General features: G+C 39.5%; 14 protein-coding genes. 9 read left to right on the plus strand and 5 right to left on the minus strand.

All coding sequences use genetic code 11. The features are described 5' to 3' along the window. Window positions 1-241: 241 nt before the first annotated feature. The 4 genes from B9A52_RS10015 (at window position 242) to B9A52_RS10030 (ending at window position 4,160) form a co-directional block, all read left to right on the plus strand. Window positions 242-1,546 carry an ammonium transporter gene (locus tag B9A52_RS10015; protein WP_084120263.1) on the plus strand — a complete coding sequence of 435 codons (1,305 nt, stop codon included), beginning with the start codon at window positions 242-244 and terminating at the stop codon, window positions 1,544-1,546. A 128-nt stretch (window positions 1,547-1,674) separates the two neighbouring features. Then, window positions 1,675-2,853 carry a porin gene (locus B9A52_RS10020; protein WP_084120265.1) on the plus strand — a complete coding sequence of 393 codons (1,179 nt, stop codon included), beginning with the start codon at window positions 1,675-1,677 and terminating at the stop codon, window positions 2,851-2,853. Between the two features lie 301 nt (window positions 2,854-3,154). After that, entirely contained in the window at window positions 3,155-3,454 is a 300-nt protein-coding gene (locus B9A52_RS10025; protein ID WP_084120267.1) for a hypothetical protein, read from the plus strand. A 472-nt stretch (window positions 3,455-3,926) separates the two neighbouring features. Then, window positions 3,927-4,160 (plus strand): hypothetical protein, encoded by a 234-nt coding sequence (locus tag B9A52_RS10030; protein ID WP_157370119.1) that lies wholly within the window; start codon window positions 3,927-3,929, stop codon window positions 4,158-4,160. A gap of 122 nt (window positions 4,161-4,282) precedes the next feature. Here B9A52_RS10030 and B9A52_RS10035 read toward each other — a convergent pair whose 3' ends face one another. The 4 genes from B9A52_RS10035 to B9A52_RS10050 all read right to left on the minus strand — a co-directional run bounded on the left by B9A52_RS10035 (window position 4,283) and on the right by B9A52_RS10050 (window position 10,527). Next, window positions 4,283-4,657 carry a co-chaperone GroES gene (locus tag B9A52_RS10035; protein WP_084120271.1) on the minus strand — a complete coding sequence of 125 codons (375 nt, stop codon included), beginning with the start codon at window positions 4,655-4,657 and terminating at the stop codon, window positions 4,283-4,285. Window positions 4,658-4,860: 203 nt separating this feature from the next. Then, window positions 4,861-6,783: a molecular chaperone DnaK gene (gene dnaK / locus B9A52_RS10040; RefSeq protein ID WP_084120273.1), complete on the minus strand. Its 1,923-nt coding sequence runs from the start codon at window positions 6,781-6,783 to the stop codon at window positions 4,861-4,863. Window positions 6,784-7,012: 229 nt separating this feature from the next. Continuing rightward, complete coding sequence (locus B9A52_RS10045) at window positions 7,013-8,089, minus strand: DUF4249 domain-containing protein (protein WP_084120275.1); 1,077 nt, start codon at window positions 8,087-8,089, stop codon at window positions 7,013-7,015. Continuing rightward, entirely contained in the window at window positions 8,086-10,527 is a 2,442-nt protein-coding gene (locus B9A52_RS10050) for a TonB-dependent receptor (RefSeq protein WP_084120277.1), read from the minus strand. Before B9A52_RS10050 ends, B9A52_RS10045 begins: the two co-directional genes overlap by 4 nt. Before the next feature lie 300 nt (window positions 10,528-10,827). Between B9A52_RS10050 and B9A52_RS10060 the strand changes: the two genes are divergently transcribed. From B9A52_RS10060 to dnaN, 5 genes are all read left to right on the plus strand, one after another. After that, window positions 10,828-13,479, plus strand: a complete 2,652-nt coding sequence (locus tag B9A52_RS10060) for a DUF5686 and carboxypeptidase regulatory-like domain-containing protein (protein ID WP_084120281.1) — start codon at window positions 10,828-10,830, stop codon at window positions 13,477-13,479. Window positions 13,480-13,881: 402 nt separating this feature from the next. Then, window positions 13,882-14,790 carry a gliding motility-associated ABC transporter ATP-binding subunit GldA gene (gene gldA, locus B9A52_RS10065; protein ID WP_084123460.1) on the plus strand — a complete coding sequence of 303 codons (909 nt, stop codon included), beginning with the start codon at window positions 13,882-13,884 and terminating at the stop codon, window positions 14,788-14,790. Then, on the plus strand, window positions 14,790-15,512 hold the full coding sequence (gene gldF / locus B9A52_RS10070) for a gliding motility-associated ABC transporter permease subunit GldF (RefSeq protein WP_084120283.1): 723 nt from the start codon (window positions 14,790-14,792) through the stop codon (window positions 15,510-15,512). The genes gldA and gldF overlap by 1 nt, the downstream gene beginning before the upstream one ends. After that, complete coding sequence (gene gldG / locus B9A52_RS10075; RefSeq protein WP_084120285.1) at window positions 15,509-17,191, plus strand: gliding motility-associated ABC transporter substrate-binding protein GldG; 1,683 nt, start codon at window positions 15,509-15,511, stop codon at window positions 17,189-17,191. The genes gldF and gldG overlap by 4 nt, the downstream gene beginning before the upstream one ends. Before the next feature lie 183 nt (window positions 17,192-17,374). Beyond that, a complete protein-coding gene (gene dnaN / locus B9A52_RS10085; RefSeq protein ID WP_084120289.1) occupies window positions 17,375-18,499 on the plus strand; it encodes a DNA polymerase III subunit beta in 1,125 nt (374 codons plus the stop codon). A 261-nt stretch (window positions 18,500-18,760) separates the two neighbouring features. Here the strand turns inward: dnaN and B9A52_RS10090 are convergent, their stop codons facing one another. After that, window positions 18,761-20,542 (minus strand): alpha-amylase family glycosyl hydrolase, encoded by a 1,782-nt coding sequence (locus B9A52_RS10090; protein WP_231955616.1) that lies wholly within the window; start codon window positions 20,540-20,542, stop codon window positions 18,761-18,763. Between the last annotated feature and the right edge of the window lie 148 nt (window positions 20,543-20,690).

Below are 20,690 nucleotides of genomic sequence, written 5' to 3' on the forward strand. Positions count from 1 at the left end.
TTTTCTAAAACAGAATAATATTCTGTGATTTATGTTTTAAGGAATACGCCAAATTATTTAAAAAATTTAATGTTTTATAGATAAAATAATATAAAATCATTAACTAAAAACCATATATTTTAACATTTTTACAACATAGTGTTTTATTTTTTAAAAAAAATGTAATTAGATTTATCCTAATTCAAAGTATTCAAACCTATTTAAAATTCTATCAAATCATTTGTGGTAAAAATAAAAACCTATGAAGTGGATGAACTCAATGATCGCTCAAGTAAGCGATGTGCCCGCTGTGACTGATGTCTCTGCGGAGATTGCGCAAACTCTGTTGACTACCAATAATGTGTGGATGATGCTCTGCACGGCGATGGTATTTATTATGCACCTTGGATTTGCCGGGGTTGAAACAGGATTTGGCCAAGCCAAAAATACGGTCAATATCCTTTTTAAAAACACCATTACACCTTTAATTGGGTTGCTGACCTACGCTTTAGTAGGTTTCTTCCTGATGTATCCGGGATTTGAAACTCCGGGATGGTTTGCCTTTGACTCTGCCGGATGGAATATGTTTTGGTTTAGTCCGGCTGATGCCGATGTTTCTGCTGACTATGCAAGTGGTGGCTATACCTATTGGACAGATTTTCTGTTTCAGGCGATGTTTGCCGCCACGGCTGCTACTATTGTCTCAGGGGCAATTGCCGAAAGGGTAAAAATCTCTGCCTATCTCGTTTTCACTTTAATTTTTGTAGGTTTAGTATATCCCCTTATCGGCAGTTGGCAATGGGGTGGTGGAACCTTAAAAGCCATGGGATTTTATGATTTTGCCGGGTCTACTTTGGTCCATTCTGTAGGTGGATGGGGAGCTTTGGCAGGCGTGATCTTAGTTGGTCCACGTATCGGTAAGTACATTGACGGCAAAGCCATATCTAAACCAGGAGCAAGTATTCCATTAGCTGTAATCGGCACCTTCTTGCTATGGTTCGGATGGTTTGGATTCAACGGTGGTTCAGTGCTTTCTGCTGATCCTGCATTGGTTTCTTCTGTTCTTGTAATTACCTGTATCGGTGCTACTGCCGGTGGACTTGGTGGTTTTTTTGCCGCTTACTTCGCATTCAAAAGACTGGATCTTGGAATGTTGCTCAACGGTATTCTCGCAGGTCTTGTAGGAATCACGGCAGGGGCTGACGTTTTCACTCCGGCTTCTGGAATCCTGATTGGATTTATTTCAGGTATCCTTGTTGTTTTATCAGCTGTGTTTTTGGATAAATTGAAATTAGATGATGTGGTAGGTGCGGTTTCTGTTCATCTGACTTGCGGAATATGGGGTACTTTAGCTGTTGGTATTTTTTCCACCAATCCTGAACATTCCTTTATTACCCAATTGATAGGTGTGGCTATATGTGGTGCCACAGCATTTTTTGCGGCCTTTGCAATATTCTATACCCTCAAAATTACAGTTGGAATCAGGGTTTCGGAGGAGCATGAACGAAGTGGTTTGGATTCCCATGAACACGGTATCAGAGGCTATACCATAGTATTTGACGAATAAGTCAATAAATAAAAATACAAAATAATATAAAGCAAGAACCCTGCCCAAAGAAAAAAACGCGACTCTCTTTCTGATTGGGTCAGGGTTCTCTTCAGCAAAACTATGTTTAACCGAAAATCAAAACTAAAATGAAAAATTCTTATGCGCTAATAATTTTACTATTATTACTAATTTCTGTACCCGTAATTGCTCAAGATATTGATGAAGAGGAAGAGAATGGTGCCTTCACTTTTTCAGGTTCTGCAGATGTTTATTTCCGAAAAAATTTTAATGGGCCTTCAAAAGGAGAGTTTGCCCAATCACCTGTTACATCTTTTGGAAATCTGCCTGGATTTTCGCTGGGCATGTTCAATCTGAAATCAACTTATCAAGGGAAAAATGTTGGCGTTGTTGCTGATTTGGTCTTTGGACCAAGAGGTGAGGACGCCGTTTTTAGATCTCCGATGAATACGGGCGGATTTGGTGGTAGTTCCCAAATAATCAATCAGCTTTATGTATATTGGACAGCATCAGATGCCGTAACCTTAACATTTGGAAATTTCAACACTTATCTGGGTTATGAAGTGATTTCACCTACGGGCAATTTCAATTATTCTACTTCTTATATGTTTTCATATGGTCCGTTTTCCCACACTGGAATAAAGGCAGATTTTACACTATCCGAAAAATTCTCATTGATGACAGCCTTGATGAATCCAACAGACATGACTGAATTCAATGAATTGGAAAGTTACTCCATAGGTGCACAATTGGGATATACAAGTGGTAAAGGAAGTACTTATTTAAATTTTCTATATGGTGACCAAGATGGGACCTTTGATTTGGATTTCCCCTTGAACATCGGTGAGGTATCGGCAGGAAAGACTTTTCAGGTTGATCTTACTACAGGGTTTGACTTGACTGATAAATTCTACCTTGGGTTTAATACCACTTATAATACTATTTCAACAGGAGAAATTGTCACTCCTACAAATGATGTTGAAGATGTCAGTGGCGATGCCTCAGGATTCTATGGAGCGGCAATTTATCTTCAATCTCAATTATCCGAAAAATTGAAAATAGGTGCTCGGGGAGAATATTTCTCAGTTTTCAATACAGGAATTGATGGTGCTGTAGGTTTGGATGATGCAGGAGATGGGAATGTGTTTGCCTTAACTTTAACAGGAAATGTAAAAGTATCAAGGTATTTAACTTTGATACCAGAACTGAGAGTGGATACAACTTCTGAGGCCACTTTCCTAAACAACTCTCTGGACCCATCTAAGAATCTTTCCTCCTTCCTTTTGGCGGCGGTTTTCTCTTTCTAAATAGGTTATTTTTTTAAAATTTCACCAAAACTTACTTCATTTATATTTGAAGTAGGTTTTGGATTTTTTTTACTTTTTGCTGATTTCCCGATTATTTTTTGAACATGAAATAGAGAAAATTTCATTTTTTATAAAAAACATAGGCTATAGAGTGCCCCTTTTTTGGAAAGTGAATTTAAAAAATCAACATATAATTTTATGATGTATTAAAAAAAACAAATAAAAATCTGTTTTTAGACAAACATATTTTAGATTTCTCGTTTATAATTTTGAATTTCAATCACGCTAAACTAAATTATAGATGAATAAAATAGCAATAATTTTACTAACATTCTTATTTTCGGCCAATGTAGGCCAAGCACAGGAATTCAAAGACTTTCAGGGTCCTGAGGCAAAAAATTATAAACCTTGGAAGCACAAGCAAAAAACAAGTGTTGTAAATGTAAATGTAAATCCAAACGAAAAAAAGGGCCCTAATTTCAAAAATTCGAATATTTGGGAGGAAGATTCAGCATTGAAGGCTATAAACAAAACAACTACTTCTAAAGAAAGCAAAACTGGCCCTGAGGTGAAAAATAGAAAACCGTGGGCAAAAAATTGATTATAACGAAATAAGCTAAATAAGGGATGCATATTCAGCATCCCTTATTTTTTTAAGGCCTTAAAATAGATATCATTTGTTTCAAATAGGATTCCAGGGATCATGATTATCAATAGGGATTTATCTCATTAGTTTAATTATCCTTTGATGACATGAGCTCATTCTGGGATTATTATTGCAAGGGACACAAGAGATGAGAAGTTAAATTTTTCACTCCTAATAATAGCATGTAACTCTACAACGAAGTAATGTGTTTCATAATTTACCGGTAATATAAAAACGCCTGTATTTGAGGAATTTTTTAGTTTGTAGAAACAACTTTCTTTACATTACGTGACGTTTAGTTATTAACCTTCTTTATTCTAAAATGAAAAATTCAGTATTCTTAATCTTGACCTTGTTTTTATTTATTTCATGCACAGATTTTGACGATATGCCTGTTTCAGGCTCAGTGAAACTAAACACAGACCCAATGTCAAACAATAAACCCTTTGTGATAGGTACGGCAGATGTGTTTTTTATGGAAAACCGTTTTCATTTTCCACTTGGTTCAGGCGTGCGATCGGGAAATACCGGGAATGAACTTGTCATAGATGATCTGTTGCCGGATACCTATGTAATATCCTATGCCTATGGAGAGGATAATTTTCTCCGATATAAATCTTTCCAAATAATTGCAGGTAAGGAGACAAAGGTCACTTTATAGGTATTTAAAAAAAAAAAAGAGGCTGTCCTGACTTATGGGACAGCCTCTTTTTTTTGATCGGTATCTGGATCTATTGCCATTAAGCCTGATCAGATTCAAGTGGTTTATGATTCAGCCTCTGATTACAATTCTTCCTCTCTTTCCAACATCAAAATTGAATGCTGCGGAACAATAAAATATTTTTCTCCTTCATAAATCACTTCATAAGATCCATTTAACAGAAAAATGGCAAGATCCCCTTCTTTGGCTTGGAGAGGAATATACTTGATGTTCTCATCTCTATCTTTCCATGGTTCGTTGTCTTCCATAGGAGAAGGTATGGGATATCCCGGACCTGTTTTGATGATGTAGCCTTGCTGTACTTTTTCTTTCTCCTGAACTCCAGGAGGGAGATATAAGCCAGTAGCTGTTTTTTCATCCGCCTTTCTGAGTTTAATCAAAACACGGTCACCTACTATAATGAGTTTCTTCAGTTTATTGTCAGGAGTGAGTTTCATTTTTTTAGACTGTTAGATGCGAGAACCGAGACTTAGGCTTGAGTGAAGTTTGATGCGCTGCTGAGTCTCCAAGGTAAATAAAATGTCAAATTAGTTGAAGCATGACACTATTATCTATTCTCTCGTTTCTCGCCTCTCGCATCTCAAAAAAAAGAGGCATCCATATCAGATACAGATGCCGTCTTTTTAGAAATTTAATTTATTTATTTTTTGTCCTCGGACACTTCTTCGTAATCTACATCGGAGACACCATCACCTGCTTCAGCTGATGATCCTGCATCTGCACTTGCTCCTGCATCAGGTCCTGGCTGTGCTCCTTGGGTAGAGTTGTACATTTCCTGAGAAGCACCTTCCCAAGCTTTATTCAAAGTTTCCATAGCCGCCTCAATTCCAGGCAGATCCTGAGACTGATGTGCTTTTTTCAGAGTTTCCAAAGCAGATGAAATATTTGCTTTATTGGAATCGGAAAGTTTGTCACCATATTCTTTAAGTTGCTTTTCAGTTTGGAAAACAAGACTGTCTGCTTGGTTCAACTTTTCGATCTTCTCTTTCTCGGCTTTATCAGAAACGGCATTAGCCTCAGCTTCTTTTTTCATTCTTTCGATATCGTCCTGAGACAAACCTGAAGAAGCTTCAATCTTGATTTTCTGCTCTTTACCGGTTCCCTTATCCTTTGCAGATACATTTAGGATACCATTCGCATCAATATCGAAAGTCACCTCTATCTGTGGAACTCCTCTCTGTGCAGGTGGAATATCGCTCAGTTGGAATCTTCCGATTGACCTGTTGTCCTTGGCCAAAGGTCTTTCTCCCTGTAATACATGGATATCAACCGCAGGCTGATTGTCCGCAGCAGTAGAGAAAACTTCTGATTTCTTACTTGGAATAGTTGTATTAGACTCGATCAATTTGGTGAAAACACCGCCCATTGTTTCGATACCTAGAGATAGAGGCGTTACATCAAGTAACAACACATCTTTCACTTCTCCGGTCAAAACGCCACCTTGGATAGCTGCACCAATGGCCACAACCTCGTCAGGGTTAACACCTTTTGAAGGCTTCTTACCGAAGAATTTTTCAACTTCTTCCTGGATTTTTGGAATTCTTGTAGATCCACCCACCAAGATTACCTCATCGATGTCTGATGGAGACAATCCGGCGTCCTTTAGTGCCTTTATACAGGGATCCATGGATCTTTTTATCAAATCTTCTGACAATTGTTCAAACTTAGCTCTGCTCAAGGTTCTCACAAGGTGTTTCGGACCTGTTTGTGTTGCTGTGATATAAGGAAGGTTGATCTCAGTAGAACTGGAACTTGACAATTCAATTTTAGCTTTTTCAGCGGCTTCTTTCAATCGCTGAAGAGCCATTGGGTCTTGCCTTAGATCGATTTGTTCTTCGGATTTAAATTCATCTGCAAGCCAATTGATTATTTTCTGATCAAAGTCATCACCGCCTAAGTGAACATCACCATTGGTGGATTTTACCTCAAATACTCCATCGCCCAATTCAAGCACAGAAACGTCAAATGTACCACCACCGAGGTCATACACTGCGATTTTCATGTCTTTATTTTTCTTGTCCATACCATAAGCCAAGGCAGCTGCAGTAGGCTCGTTGATGATTCTTTTCACTTCCAAACCTGCAATCTGTCCGGCCTCTTTGGTGGCCTGACGCTCAGCATCATTGAAGTAGGCAGGTACTGTGATCACAGCTTCGGTTACCGTTTGACCCAAGAAATCTTCGGCTGTGCTCTTCATTTTCTGAAGAATCATAGCGGAAAGCTCCTGTGGGGTATAGGCCCTGTCACCGATTTTGATGGTCACTGTATCGTTGGGACCTTGTTCGACTTTGTAAGAGGCATGTTTTTTTTCTGAAGAAACTTCAGAGAATTTTTTACCCATGAATCTTTTGACTGAAGAAACAGTATTTGCAGGATTGGTGATAGCCTGACGCTTCGCAGGGTCACCTACTTTCCTTTCACCGTTACCATTGTCCAAAAACGCTACAATGGAAGGAGTGGTTCTTCTTCCTTCGCTGTTTTGGATGACTACTGGTTCACTGCCTTCCATTACGGCAACGCATGAGTTGGTAGTACCTAAGTCTATACCTATGATTTTTCCCATGATTATATATTTTCGTTTATTGGTTACAAATTTTGAATTACAATCTCCATATTGACAAGGGTTGTGCCAACGTGATATCGATCATTTTCTGTGTCAGTCTGACAGATTTTATGACAGGAGGTAGATGAAATCCCCACTAAATTGTCGGGTTTAGTGATGTATTGTCAGTTCAATCCCTATTCCACCATTCAGGTGCATCGTTAGTCCATTTTGAAGAACTAGTTAGATCTCAATCAAAAACCCACCACTCAGGGTTAAGTTCATTCCATTTCCTGTTCCCGGCTCTTTCTGCACAATTCATACAACCTCGGGGATAGGAATCCAAAGGTTTTTGAGGATTGTACAAACAGGGTTCAGCCATATTAAAAGGTACATCAGCCCTAGTAGTATAAATTCTGGTTATTTTTGATTTAGCTACTTCAAAATATCCAAGGACTAGTTCATCTTGGGCTTCTACATTGCTGATATTTCCAAATATAGTGGCAGGTGGTATATCAAAAAGAGATCCTTGGTTGTTGATCATAATTTTGATTTTTTCCCAATATTGATAAGCCTTCCTATTGATGCTCAATTGTCTGACGCTGAAAAAAAATGGAAAAAAGAATGAATTATCAACCGATCTCCGCCACATTACTTGGATTGCTTGGCGTGTGCTTGACTGGGACCCATCAAAAAGTTTCAAATTATTGGGTTCCATAAAATCATAAATAAAGCAATTGGGAGGTGGTGGCGGACACCATCCGGCACAAGGGATAATAGTTCTTTGCCACAAATGTGTTTCCTCGGCCATCCACCTTAGGAAAACAGGGTCCTCTACAGAAGAAAGATTTGAGGTAGTGGACAGGGTAAATAACTGTTCCGAAACTTCATTTTTAAATGGTTCATAAGTAAATGTAAAACTTAGGCTGTCTTCAGCAATTACAGAAGGGACTTTTTCGAAGGAAGATCTATAAATTTTGTTGTCAACTAAAACTTCCAAAGCATAACTAATATTCTCAATTGCTTTGATATTTTGTAATTCATAATTCCCGTTTCCCGCATTTAAGTAAACATGCCTTTCACCATCTTCAGTCAAAATTGCTACTTGGGCATTGATTACACCCCTAGGTTGGAACCCAAAAGATTCTGTCCTGCTTACATTTACTACATGTATTTCATCAAGATCTGTAAATAGGCCATAAATGACTAACTGTCCTTCTTCAGTCTCTCCTAAAAAATCAAGCCTATCTATACAGGAAGTGACCAAATTCAATAACAGCAAAAATGGAAGACAATAACCTAACATTACTTTAATAGAATTTCTCATTTGGAAAAGGTTACGGTGTAGGTAATGGATGGAAATACGGATCCCAAAATTGAAATTTGAAAAGGGACTAACCTTTGGTTTGTTCCTTCTCTTTGAAAGAATACGGAATAAGCATTCCTTCGACCGGTCAAATTATAAATACTGAAATTTATTTTGTCGTTCCATTTTCTGACAAAGCCATTCGTCAGATAGGAAATATCAATTCGGAAGTAGTTCGGAATGCGGAACTGATTACGCTCTCCAAAATTAGGTACAAATATGCCTCCTAAAGCATAATTCGAATTGAGGCCTGTAACCGGTCTACCAGTACTGAAATTTACATTTGTGTTGAAAGTTCTGGATTTTCCTATATGGAAATTGGTAACCAATGAAATAATGTGCGGTTTGTCAAAATTTGTAGGGAACCAATCTCCACGGTTTATCTGGATTTCACTGAATTCTGAGGTCGTCCTGATTAATGACCTGCTATAAGTATACGCTAGCCAACCTGTAATGCCACCCGTATTTTTCTGAACCATAAATTCGGCTCCATATGCTATCCCTTCACCTTGAATCAATTCTGTTTCCAAATGTTGATTTAGGAATAAATCAGCAAAATCCCTGTATTCCAATTGGTTGGCAGTATTCCTGTAAAATCCATCTATGGAAGTGGACCATTCTTTTTCTTTGAAATTTCTGAAATAGCCTAGAGAAAAGTTATGGGATCGCTGAGGAAGGATGTAGGTGGTACTCAGTTGCCATAGATCGATGGGAGAAGGACCGGTAGCATTTGAAATCGTCTGCAGGTATTGGTTCATTACTGAATATCCCCCCTTAATGGTATGGACTTCATCAAAAGTCCATCTGAATGAAACACGCGGTTCAAATCCATTGTAGCTTACAATTTTACCACTGTCTACAAAATCCACATCCTTGATGGTAAGTCTTGAAATGGGAAGCCCTTCTTCATATCTAAAAACTGAATCGGGGCCAAATTGATAATAATTGGAAAATCTGAGTCCGGCTGATATTGAAATCTGTTCAGACGGGTTCCAATCGGCTGAGATAAAGGGCGCAAATTCCAACCCCCTTTGTTTAGGAACCTCCTCTGGAATGATTCCTGATTCCGAATTATTTGGGCTCAATCTTTCGGGTTTCATTTGGTAGTGCACAGCTTCTGCACCAAATGTCAAATCTATTTTTTTCAAAGTCCAAAGTCCCGAGATTTTGCCCTGAAAATAATCTAGTCCGTTTTCTATTCTTGAAGGGTCTGTCCCTGAAGGTTCAAAAAAACCATTGTTAAATGTGCCGTAAGCAGCCATTCCAACCAATGATAAATTGTCATTCAAAAGGTTTCTGCTGGTTAGGGAGGTTACTAAATTATTCCATTCAAATCCATATTGATCAGAAAACCTGAAGTAATCGCCTGTATTCAAAAGATTAAACTCAAGACTGTTTTTATCAGAAAACTTATGGTCCAAACCAAAGTAGATATCGTGAAACCGGATTTGACTATTTTGCACATCGATTTCATCTACCCTGTTCAAGATCCAATTGGCATTTGAATTCCGTACAGCAGCTATCAATCCTGTTTTTCCAGGCTTTATTGGTCCTTCTACCATCAATTTGCTGACGGCAGTGCCCAAAGATCCTGAGTATAACCATTTCTCTTTGTTCCCTTTTCTCATCTCAATGTTCAAAGCTGAGGAACTCCTTCCTCCAAAATAACTTGGAACAGCCCCTTTGTACAAACTGAAACTCTGTAGCGCATCACCATTGAATGAAGACAAAAAACCCAATGCATGACTGTTGCTCAATACGATGGTTTCATTCATCAATATAAGGTTCTGATCTGCCTGACCGCCCCTGATATTCAATCCTGAAGATCCTTCACCTACAGACGTCACACCGGGCATGGATTGGAGCACATTGAATACATCCGGTTCTCCCATAAGGGCGGGTACCATTTTGATTTCATCAATGTTCATTTTGGTAACCCCTGTGATCGGGCTTTTAATGACTCTTTCCTTTTCTTCAGACCGCAGAGTAAACATTTCCAATTCAAATTGAAGGCCACCTAGCTGCGAATTCAAAACCCCGTCTCCATATAAATCTACCTGATAAAAGGTTGCTTTTTTTCCAAATTGTCTGAAAACAATACGATGTCGGCCTGAATCCAATAAAATAAAATACTGACCGTTTTTGTCTGAATTGATCCCGGTGAATAATCCATTGACATGAATGGCAACGCCAGGTAATAATTCTAAGTTGTTTTCATCCCTTATTTCTCCGGTGAGGATGTACTTGGCTTTTTTGTTTTCAGGTGCTGCTTTGAAAATCAATTCTGTAAATTCGCTTTGGGCCTGAATTTCAAAAAGGGGGATAAAAAAAAGCAAACAGAAAATCACTCCTGAAACAGGGCGTTTTAATTTTATTTGCTTGGAATAGGGAAAACTCATTTACAAAATTTAACTATAATTTCCGTAATAACAATTCCCCTACAATTTACATGATAAGTATATCTATCAAAACGATTTGATGTTTATGCTTTTTTGTAAGCAAGGTTAGTTATTCTGGAAAGATATTTCAGGTTAAGGTTTAAGATTGTTCAATGAAAAAATATCCCTGTCCTTATCCTTTTTTGACAGTTCCATCCTGTGTTTTCTGCGCTGAAGGTTAAAAATTGTCAAAAACCAGATTCTATCAACTTCGTTAAAGCATAAAGCAGTATTTTTCGTTTTCAAAATGATTTGCCTACCATGTTCAGGAACCATAAGCAGCTTCAGTTTTTCTTAGTATTTATTTTGGTATTTCTTTCTCTCGAGATTTTTGGGCAGGGGATAAAAGGGAAAGTAACCACGTCTGATGGGGAACCCTTACCATTTGCTTCCATCTATGTCAGGAATTTGGGTGACGGGGTGCCTACCAACCAAAACGGGGAGTATGAATTCCGTCTCAAGCCGGGCTTTTATGATGTCGTCGCGCAATACCTAGGATATGCATCAGTGCTCAAGACTGTTGAAGTGGTGGATAATTGGATTGATCTGGATTTTGAAATGAAGGAACAGGTTTATGCTTTGCAGGAAGTAGAAGTAAAGACCGGGCAGGAAGATCCTGCTCTGACCATCATGAGAAAAGCCATTTCAAAAGCAAAATACCACAGGCTTCAGGTCCAGGAATATACCATGATGGTGTACCTTAAAGGTACAGGGGAGTTGACTGACGCACCATTTTTTATGAAAAAAGAACTGGAAAAAGAAGGAGTGAAACTTAATGAAGCTTACACCTCTGAGTCTGTTTCCCAAATTTCATTCAAACAGCCCAACTCTGTGGAAGAAAAAGTCATCAGTATCCGGACCAATGGCGACAATAATCAGACTTCACCTGCGCCATATATAGCCACGAGTTTTTACAATGACAAAATCAATGAAGCAGTTTCACCATTGTCTCCCTCTGCATTTGCCTATTATAGGTTTAAGTATGAAGGTTCTTATGTGGAAAATGATGTGATGATCAACCGGATCAAAGTTACACCAAGATCGAAGGGTGAAAGGGTTTTCGAAGGGTATATTTATATCATTGAAGATCTATGGGCCATTCATAGCTTAGATCTAAAAACATCACTTCTGGGCTTTCAGATTGGAGTAAAACAATTGTACCAGCCTGTCGCAGAGAATGTCTGGATGCCCTCTACCCACACCTACACTTTCGGCGGCAAGTTTTTTGGGTTTGCAGGAGAGTTTAGATACCTGGCATCCACCCGGGATTATCAGATCACCCTCAATCCTGACCTGATTGTCGAAACCAAAATCATCGATGAGAAAATAGATGAAGTCCCCGAAGATGTGACAACCTTCAATAAAAACCTTTCCAGTCTGGAACAAATGAGTCAGGCGGATAAAATGACCAGAAAGGATTTCAGGAAATTGGTCAATGAATATGAAAAGGAAGCTAAAAAGGAAAGGGAACAGGTAGAAATCATCTCTGAAAGGATGTATACAGTAGATTCAATGGCCAAGAAAAGGGACTTAAGCTATTGGGATAGTATCAGACCAGTAAAATTGACAGAGGCAGAAATCAAAGGCTATGAAAGAGATGATAGCCTGGCAGTCATTGAAGCAGCAAAGGTAAGTGAAGTAGATAGCGTTGCCAAGAAGGCGAGAAGAGGTTTTAAACCTTTGGAGATTGTAACAGGTGGTTCCTATTCCTTTGGAAAAGGAAGGTCAGCAGGTTTTGATCCCAATCTGACCAAGCTGTCCTATAATACTGTGGAAGGTTTTAAATTCGGCGTATCCGGATTTTACAGAATCGAGAAAAGTACCAAAATGGCTGATTCGGTCACCATGCATAGGCGAGTCTGGACAATCCGTCCCGAATTCCGGTATGGCTTTTCCAGTCAACAACCCTATGGGACTCTGGATATCAGGAGATCTGTGAACAAAGGCCGACCCGGTTACACCCTAGGGCTTTCCGGAGGAAAATATATTTTCCAGTTCAACGGGGACAATCCGATTCAGGAACAGGTCAATATGCTATATTCTCTTTTATTCAGACAGAATTTCATGAAGCTCTATGAACAGCAGTTTTTAAAAGCTTTTTATAGCCATAGAATAAATGATGCATTTACCTATAGAACAAATGTGAATTATGCTTATCGCCAAGAATTGGAAAATAACTCTGATGTCAGCCTTTGGAACAGACCCGAAAGAGAGTTTACCCCAAACAGACCCGAAAACATTGAAGCAGATCCCATGGCTTTTGAAAATCACCATGCGCTGATATGGACCAACAACGTAGAATGGAGGCCTGGATTGAAGTATAGTATCAGAAATGGTCGAAAAAATCCGATTTATGAATCCGCACCCTTGGTCAATTTCCGCTATTCAAAAGCCTTTCCGGGTATGTTCAACAATGCGATGGCTTCTAAATTTGATTTGGTAGAGGCAAGCGTCGAGCATTTTTTCAATTTTGGTGTCAGCGGCAAATTGGACTTCAACCTTACAGCGGGTGCGTTCCTGAACAATGACCGGGTATATTTTATGGACTTCAAACATTTTGGCGGTAACAGGACCATATTTGCCAATTTGGGTGTGGCTTCAAATTATCGGTTTTTGGATTATTACCAATACAGCACCCAGACCCAATATGTCAGTGCCATTGTCCATTATCAGTTCAGAAAATTTTTGTTGACCCAGTTGCCTATGCTTCGGTTTTCCGGGGTCAGGGAGAATATTTTCTTCAACTACCTCAAAACAGAAAATTCACCGCACTATTGGGAAGTGGGATATTCTTTGGATAACCTGTTCAGGATATTTAGGGTCGAAATGGGTGCAGGCTTCGAGGGAGGCACTTTTCAGCGGGCAGGTATGAGGTTTGGCATTGCCAGCTTTATAAATATTAATTTTGATTGAGGGGGGTAGGGTATTGAATGTTTTCAGCGAGGTCTGAAGTCCGTCTTAATGTCATTCCACTTCCTTTATCAATCAAAAAAGCCAGTTTTCTGTGGCTTAAGAATTGTGTAATCTTAAACCAATGACACCTATCTTCCAACTAAGATTACTGCCTACTGACCACTGAGACTGCATACTGAAAACTGCCCACTGTTTCACTGGACAAACTTCCCAACTTCAAGATTTTGAAAATCCCACAATCCCTTCTATATTAGCTGCCAGTAAGGTTTAATATTGCAAAAGATTTAACAGTCGATGGCTGTTTCATCTTTCCTTGGGGCTTCTTAGAAGCCTTTTTTGATTTTTATGCTTTTTTTAGCCAAACCATTCCTTAATTTTGCCACCCAAATTCCTACTTTCGAAATGTCCCTTCAAATCAATTCACTTACAAAAACCTACGGTCAGCAGAAAGCGCTGGATATGGTTTCTTTTGTGGCTGGGAAGGGGGAAGTCCTTGGTTTTTTGGGACCAAATGGAGCAGGGAAATCCACTACGATGAAGATTGCCACAGGATTTATTTTACCTGATTCCGGCGATGTGCTTGTCAACGGGATTTCCGTTCAGGAGAATCCAAAAGCGGTCAGCAAAATGATCGGATACCTACCCGAACATAATCCGCTTTATCTGGATATGTATATCAGGGAGTTTTTGGGTTTTATCGGAGGACTTTATGGAATGAAGGGTAATGTATTGAAATCCAGAATAGAAGAACTAATTTCCCTTTGTGGCCTTGAACTTGAAGCCAATAAAAAGATCCAACAACTCTCAAAAGGATACCGGCAAAGAGTGGGATTGGCCAAAGCGTTGATCCATGACCCTGAAGTGATCATTTTGGACGAACCTACCACAGGACTGGATCCTAACCAATTGGTAGAAATCAGAAAACTGATAAAAAATATCTCTGTCAACAAAACGTTGATATTGAGTACCCATATCATGCAAGAGGTGGAGGCGATCTGTGATAAGGTAGTTATTATCAATCGGGGGAAAATAGTTGCCTCAGATTTATTGCAAAACCTCAAGTCAGATGGGGGCAAGAAAATCCTGTTGGTAGAGACGGAAGAGCTTTTGGACTTGGAATGGTTTGCACATTTGGGAGAGATTTCTTTTATACAAAACAAAAAGAATGCGATCAGTTTAACTGTAAAAGATGCCGTCTCTGCCAGAAAAGAACTGCTTCAAATCATTCAACAAAGGTCTCTGACTTTGGTCAGTATCCAACAGCAGGAAAAAAATCTGGAATCAATTTTTCATCAAATCACCCAAAATTGATGCGCGCACTCTATTGGAAAGAAGTAAATGCTTTCTTCAGCAATGTCAGCGGATACCTGATCTTGGGCGTATTTCTTGTTTCTCTTGGTCTGATAGTTTGGGTGTTTCCGGATACTGCAGTCTTGGAATATGGTTTTGCAGATTTGGAACCGCTTTTTGTGTACACGCCATTTGTCTTCACTTTTCTGATCCCTGCCATCACCATGAAGATGATAGCGGAGGAAAAGAAAACCGGTACTTGGGAATTGTTGATGACCTCACCTTTGGGAATCCAAAAGATTATCTTGGCCAAGTACTTTGCCTCAGTAACTTTGATCTTTGTGGCATTGATCCCGACTTTGGTTTATTACTATTCTATGGTGCAATTGGGCGACCCTGTTGGCAATATTGACCATGCGGGCTTTTTTGGTTCCTGGATAGGTCTGTTATTTATTGGGGCTGTTTTTGCTTCCATTGGTATTTTCAGCAGCGCATTGACCTCCCATCAGATAGTCGCATTTATATGGGGGATTTTCATTTCATTTTTATTGTATTTTGGCCTGACAGCTTTGGTTGCTTTGCAGGTAATGAGCCCATTTGCTTTGTTTTTGGAGGAAATGAGTTTGAGTTACCATTATCAAAGCCTGAGTAGGGGAGTGGTAGAAGCCCGAAATGTGGCTTATTTTCTTACTGTGATTATCCTGATGTTAGGCTTTACCGGAATTTTGATCAGAAGGAAATGAGGAAAGGTACCAACATATCGTTTTTCAAGAGTTATGGCATTCCGGTTGGCATCGTTATTCTCATTTGGGTTTTGGTCATCTTATTTCCATTCAGGATTGACCTGACAGAGGATAAAAGGTATTCCCTACATCCTGCTACCATTGCCTTGTTGGAATCCATTGAAGAACCTTTGGAAGTGGAAATCTTATTGACCGGTGAGCTACCGGGAGGGATGAGAAGGCTCCAAAGATCCATAGAAGAAACAGTCAAAACATTTAATGCCTACAGTGCCAAAAAAATCACCTTTTATTATGAAGACCCTTTGAGTCTTCCTGCTGATATCAGGGAGGACTATATTGTGGATTTGGCGGGTTATGGAATCAATCCCACCACCTTGTACATTTCCGAAGCAGGAGGTCAAAAAAGTAAATTGATTTTCCCGGGTGTTGTGGTACGGAATGAAGAATTTGAAACAGGAACTTTATTGCTCAAAGGAGAAAAGGAATTGGGACCCGATCAGATATTAAATCAATCCATTGAAAACCTGGAATTTGAACTTGCCCAAGCAATCCGCAAACTCATCAGAAAGCAGCAATATGCCATTGGAATGCTCATAGGTAATGGTGAATTGGAAGAAGATGATGGTTTTGGGATTGTAGAGGCATTGGCAGAGGACTTTGAGGTGTATAAGGTCCCAATGGAACAGGCAAAAAATGTAGAGGACTTATTTCCATTTGATGTCCTGTTGATTGCAGGTCCAAAAGAAATTTATACTGACAAAGAGATTTTTCTGATTGATCAATACTTGATGCATGGCGGTAACTTGATATTCCTGATTTACGCATTGGTTTTTGATATGGATCAGGCTGGTGGAGAAGGGACTGTAGCTATGCCTTTTGAAAACGGATTAGATCAATTGCTTTTCAGATATGGGATCAGGGTCAACAAAGACCTGGTTCAGGACATGAATTCTGGATACCATCCGGTCATGGGCGGTAATTTCGGTGACCAACAGCAACTGATTTCATTGCCTTGGCCTTTTTATGTTTCTGCCGGAAGAATGGCCAATCACCCCATTACCAAAGGCATTGACCAGGTGATGTTTCGTTTTGTCAGCAGTTTGGATACTGTAAAGGCAGATCGAGTAAAAAAGACCCCATTGATTTTTGGATCGGATTTCAGCAGGAAGCTGTCAGCACCTGTGAGGATAGCATTTGAAGATATGGAAAACGGGCCTGACCTTGAGCAATTTGTTTTACAAAATCTCCCTTTGTTGTACCTATTGGAAGGTGAGTTTACTTCTTTGTTCAAAAACAGATTTTTGCCGGAAGGAACGGATAAAGCAAAATTCCTGGAATCAGGAAAAGGTAAAGTTTTGGTCGCCGGTTCGGCAGAACTCTTTACAAGTTTATTTTCAGTTGTTGATGGTCAGCCATTGCCTTTGGGACAGGATCCATTTACAGAAGTCACTTATGCCAACAGACAACTTTTGCAAAACAGCATTAATTTTCTGACAGATCCAGAAGGCATTATAGCTACGAGGACCAAGCAGTTTCAGATCAGGCCTTTGAACAAATTAAAAGTACAAAATGAAAAGGTCAAGTGGCAGTTGATCAATGTGCTGGCGCCTGTGCTGTTTTTTCTGCTTCTTGGCTTGGTGTGGATCGGTTTGAAAAAATCGAGATTTTCAAAAAAATAGGGACTGCAATCAGATTTTTTCTTAAAAAATTAAGGAAACTGTTTCTGAAAACAGTCCCTGAAATCCTCAATTGCAACAGAAGGATTAAAAAAGAGGTTTTTTTGCATGTCAAAGGCATCATTTATAATTTTATTTATAAATTTACCCTGTTCAAAATCAATTGAAAAAATAAGCACGCTATATATGAAATTTATTGTTTCTTCTTCTGCTCTTTTAAAGCAGCTTTCAACGATCAACGGTGTAGTTACCACCAATCCTGTAGTTCCGATTTTGGAAAATTTCCTTTTTGAGATCAAAGGCGGAAAGCTCACCATCACTGCTTCCGATTTGCAGACATCCATGATTACCGAGATTGATGTAGAAGCCAAAGAAGATGGAAACATCGCTGTTCCTGCAAAGATCCTTATTGAAACATTAAAGAATCTTCCTGAGCAACCAGTTACATTTAGCATTGATCCTGATACTTACAGCATTGAGATAAGTTCTGACAATGGTAGGTATAAATTGGCCGGTGAGAATGCCACTGATTTCCCAAAAATCCCGACTGTAAGCAATGCTACAGTGGTGGACATGTCCACGGAGATATTGAGCAGTGCGATCAGCAATACCATATTTGCCACAAGCAACGATGAATTGAGACCTGCCATGACGGGTGTTTATATCAACCTTAGCAGTACGAATACTACTTTTGTTGCCACAGACGGACACAGATTGATCAGGTACAGAAGGGTGGATGTTGCTTCACAAGATGATGCAAGCATCATCATTCCAAGAAAAGCACTCAACTTATTGAAATCGACGCTGCCATCCGAAAATGTACCCGTAGCGGTTGAATTCAACAGTTCTAATGCCTATTTCAAATTCAACAGTATCAAAATGATCTGTAGATTGATAGATGAGAGATTCCCCGATTACGAAAATGTAATTCCAGTGGACAATCCAAATCATATGACGATCGACAGGTTGGAGTTTTTGGGTTCATTGAGAAGGATTGCTATCTACGCCAACAAAACCACCCATCAGGTTAGATTGAAATTGACCGGAAGTGAATTACAGATATCAGCGGAGGATCTTGATTTCTCCAACGAAGCCAATGAAAGATTGTCCTGTGACCATGATGGAGAGGATATTGAGATTGGTTTCAATGCCAAGTTCTTGGTGGAAATGTTGAACAACCTTTCTTCCAAAGAAGTGACCTTAAAGTTCAGCGCTCCAAACCGTGCCGGATTGATAGTTCCATCTGATAAATCCGACAATGAAGATATCCTGATGTTGGTGATGCCGGTGATGTTGAATAATTATGTTTGATTTTGAGGAGACGTTAGACGCAAGACATAAGAAAAGAAGAGTCCCCGATTTTGGGGACTTTTTTTGTTTTGGGGAAAATACTTTTTGGGATATTGGGTTTAATAATTGAACATTAAAAAATCTAGTAGTTTGAAAGAACAGTTATTTGAAAGGAAAGCGGTTGATTTTTTTAAAATTCTAAAAACCACATTCCTAACTTTACCCATATATTGTCCCTAACAGGACAACACCACAAACTTTATAATGCTCCTGATTATCAATTTACCTCACCTCCAAAACCCAACACTCCAAAGGTTTCAAATCTACTCGGACTGTTGCCCTGCCATCAGATATTTTTAAAACAGGGTTGACCTTTCCATAAAGTTTCTCAGAAAGTACCAATTCGCCTGATTTCAGATTCCACTTTTCTATCAAATCACTGGGCAATTCCAAGTCAAAACCAAAAGTCTGTTCTGTATCAAAATTACAGACAATCAAAAGTTTTTGGTTATCACTCCACCGGACAAAAGAAAAAACCCTGTCATTGTACCATTCGGTTTGTTGGCGGTTATGGCTGTGTATTTCCTGATAAGCGCCTGCAAGTGCGGAACTTCTCTTGGTGAAATTCAATAGCCTGACATAGAAGTCTCTCAGTTCTTTTTCCTCAGCTGTCAGTTGTCCCCCATCGAATTTCCCGCTATTCATCCACCTTTGATGATGCGGAACACCGATGTAATCAAAAATGGAAGTTCTTGTAGGTTTGCCGAACCCGGCATCTTCAGCCCCTGGTTCTCCAACTTCCTGCCCAAAATAAATCATCATAGGTGCCGCATCTATGGTCGCAGAAAGGACTGCTGCAGGTTTGCCGATTTCCGCTTTTCCGACAAAATCCGGACTTGCAATCCGCTGTTCGTCGTGATTCTCCAAAAAGTGTAGCATATGCTTGCCAATATCCGAAAGTCCATTTTGGATATTGATTAGATTATCTGTTGAACCTTTCCCCTGCATGATGTTTTTCAAAGTATCGTACAATTCCACCTTGTCATACAGGTAATCCATTTTGCCCAAATGGATATAGTTCCTGTATTCCCTTGGATTATAGATTTCAGCTAAAAGGAATGCTTCCGGGTTTTTCATCTTGATAGCTGAGTTCATGTAACTCCAAAACTCCACGGGCACCATCTCCGCCATATCATACCGAAAACCATCCACTCCCTTTTCAATCCAAAACAGGGCAATATCTCTGAATTTCTTCCACGAATCAGGTACCTCCTTATCCTTCCAAAAATCAAAATGCTCCTGATAGCTTTTTTGACTAAAGTCTGACGGTAGTTCAGAGAAATCCTTGGTACCATCAGGCTTGATACCATAGTTGATTTTGACGGTTTCATACCAATCATAAAAATGGGGCTGAGGTTCCCTGCTACCGTTTCCGGTCCACTTCGCTGGGTTTTCATCAAACTTTCCATCAGCCAAAGGATGTGCTTCTCCACCAAGTGGCCTGTAATCATTCAATGGTTCCGGTACTTCAAATGCCTTTCCCGGGATATAGTAAAAGTTGTTGTCCCTTTTATATTCCACGGTAGTATCATCATCCACCCCAAAATCCTCCACACCTTGGGGATTGTTTTTCCCTTCATATTTCCGTGCAACATGGTTAGGTACGATATCTATGATGACCTTCATACCATGCTTGTGGGTGCGGGCAATCAAAGTTTCAAACTCCTCCATTCTTTTGGCCGGGTCAAGTGCCAAATCAGGATTGACCTGATAGTAGTCTTTGACAGCATAGGGTGAACCTGCCCTACCCTTGACCACATCCGGGTCATCATTGGAGATGCCATAAGCGGTGTAATCCCTTATAACCGCATGATGGGGAATCCCGGTGAACCAGATATGGGTAACGCCCATGGCCTTGATTTCTTCCAAGGCTTTATCCGTAAAGTCATTGAACTTACCCACACCATTTTCTTCGATTGTTCCCCAGGGTTTGTTGGTTGTATTGGTATTGCCAAAAAGGCGCGTGAAAACCTGATAAACGACCACTTTATGTGTTTCTTCCATTTGGGATGCTGATTCAATAGGTTTATTTTCGCAGGCAAAAAAACCAGTCGATAGACTTGCTGCCAATGACATTGTGGTAAGTAGTTTTTTCATAGACTTAAAGATAAAAAATGTTGGCTTTCTTCATCAAAAAATCAGAAAATTCCCA

This window comes from Aquiflexum balticum DSM 16537, from assembly GCF_900176595.1.
In the GTDB taxonomy this organism is placed as follows: domain Bacteria; phylum Bacteroidota; class Bacteroidia; order Cytophagales; family Cyclobacteriaceae; genus Aquiflexum; species Aquiflexum balticum.

Bases quoted from the DNA above. Each gene is read 5' to 3' on its own strand.
- B9A52_RS10015 (WP_084120263.1), top strand. From the start codon at position 242: ATGAAGTGGATGAACTCAATGATCGCTCAAGTAAGCGATGTGCCCGCT.
- B9A52_RS10020 (WP_084120265.1), top strand. From the start codon at position 1,675: ATGAAAAATTCTTATGCGCTAATAATTTTACTATTATTACTAATTTCT.
- B9A52_RS10025 (WP_084120267.1), top strand. From the start codon at position 3,155: ATGAATAAAATAGCAATAATTTTACTAACATTCTTATTTTCGGCCAAT.
- B9A52_RS10030 (WP_157370119.1), top strand. From the start codon at position 3,927: ATGTCAAACAATAAACCCTTTGTGATAGGTACGGCAGATGTGTTTTTT.
- B9A52_RS10035 (WP_084120271.1), bottom strand. From the start codon at position 4,657: ATGAAACTCACTCCTGACAATAAACTGAAGAAACTCATTATAGTAGGT.
- dnaK (WP_084120273.1), bottom strand. From the start codon at position 6,783: ATGGGAAAAATCATAGGTATAGACTTAGGTACTACCAACTCATGCGTT.
- B9A52_RS10045 (WP_084120275.1), bottom strand. From the start codon at position 8,089: ATGAGAAATTCTATTAAAGTAATGTTAGGTTATTGTCTTCCATTTTTG.
- B9A52_RS10050 (WP_084120277.1), bottom strand. From the start codon at position 10,527: ATGAGTTTTCCCTATTCCAAGCAAATAAAATTAAAACGCCCTGTTTCA.
- B9A52_RS10060 (WP_084120281.1), top strand. From the start codon at position 10,828: ATGTTCAGGAACCATAAGCAGCTTCAGTTTTTCTTAGTATTTATTTTG.
- gldA (WP_084123460.1), top strand. From the start codon at position 13,882: ATGTCCCTTCAAATCAATTCACTTACAAAAACCTACGGTCAGCAGAAA.
- gldF (WP_084120283.1), top strand. From the start codon at position 14,790: ATGCGCGCACTCTATTGGAAAGAAGTAAATGCTTTCTTCAGCAATGTC.
- gldG (WP_084120285.1), top strand. From the start codon at position 15,509: ATGAGGAAAGGTACCAACATATCGTTTTTCAAGAGTTATGGCATTCCG.
- dnaN (WP_084120289.1), top strand. From the start codon at position 17,375: ATGAAATTTATTGTTTCTTCTTCTGCTCTTTTAAAGCAGCTTTCAACG.
- B9A52_RS10090 (WP_231955616.1), bottom strand. From the start codon at position 20,542: ATGGAAGAAACACATAAAGTGGTCGTTTATCAGGTTTTCACGCGCCTT.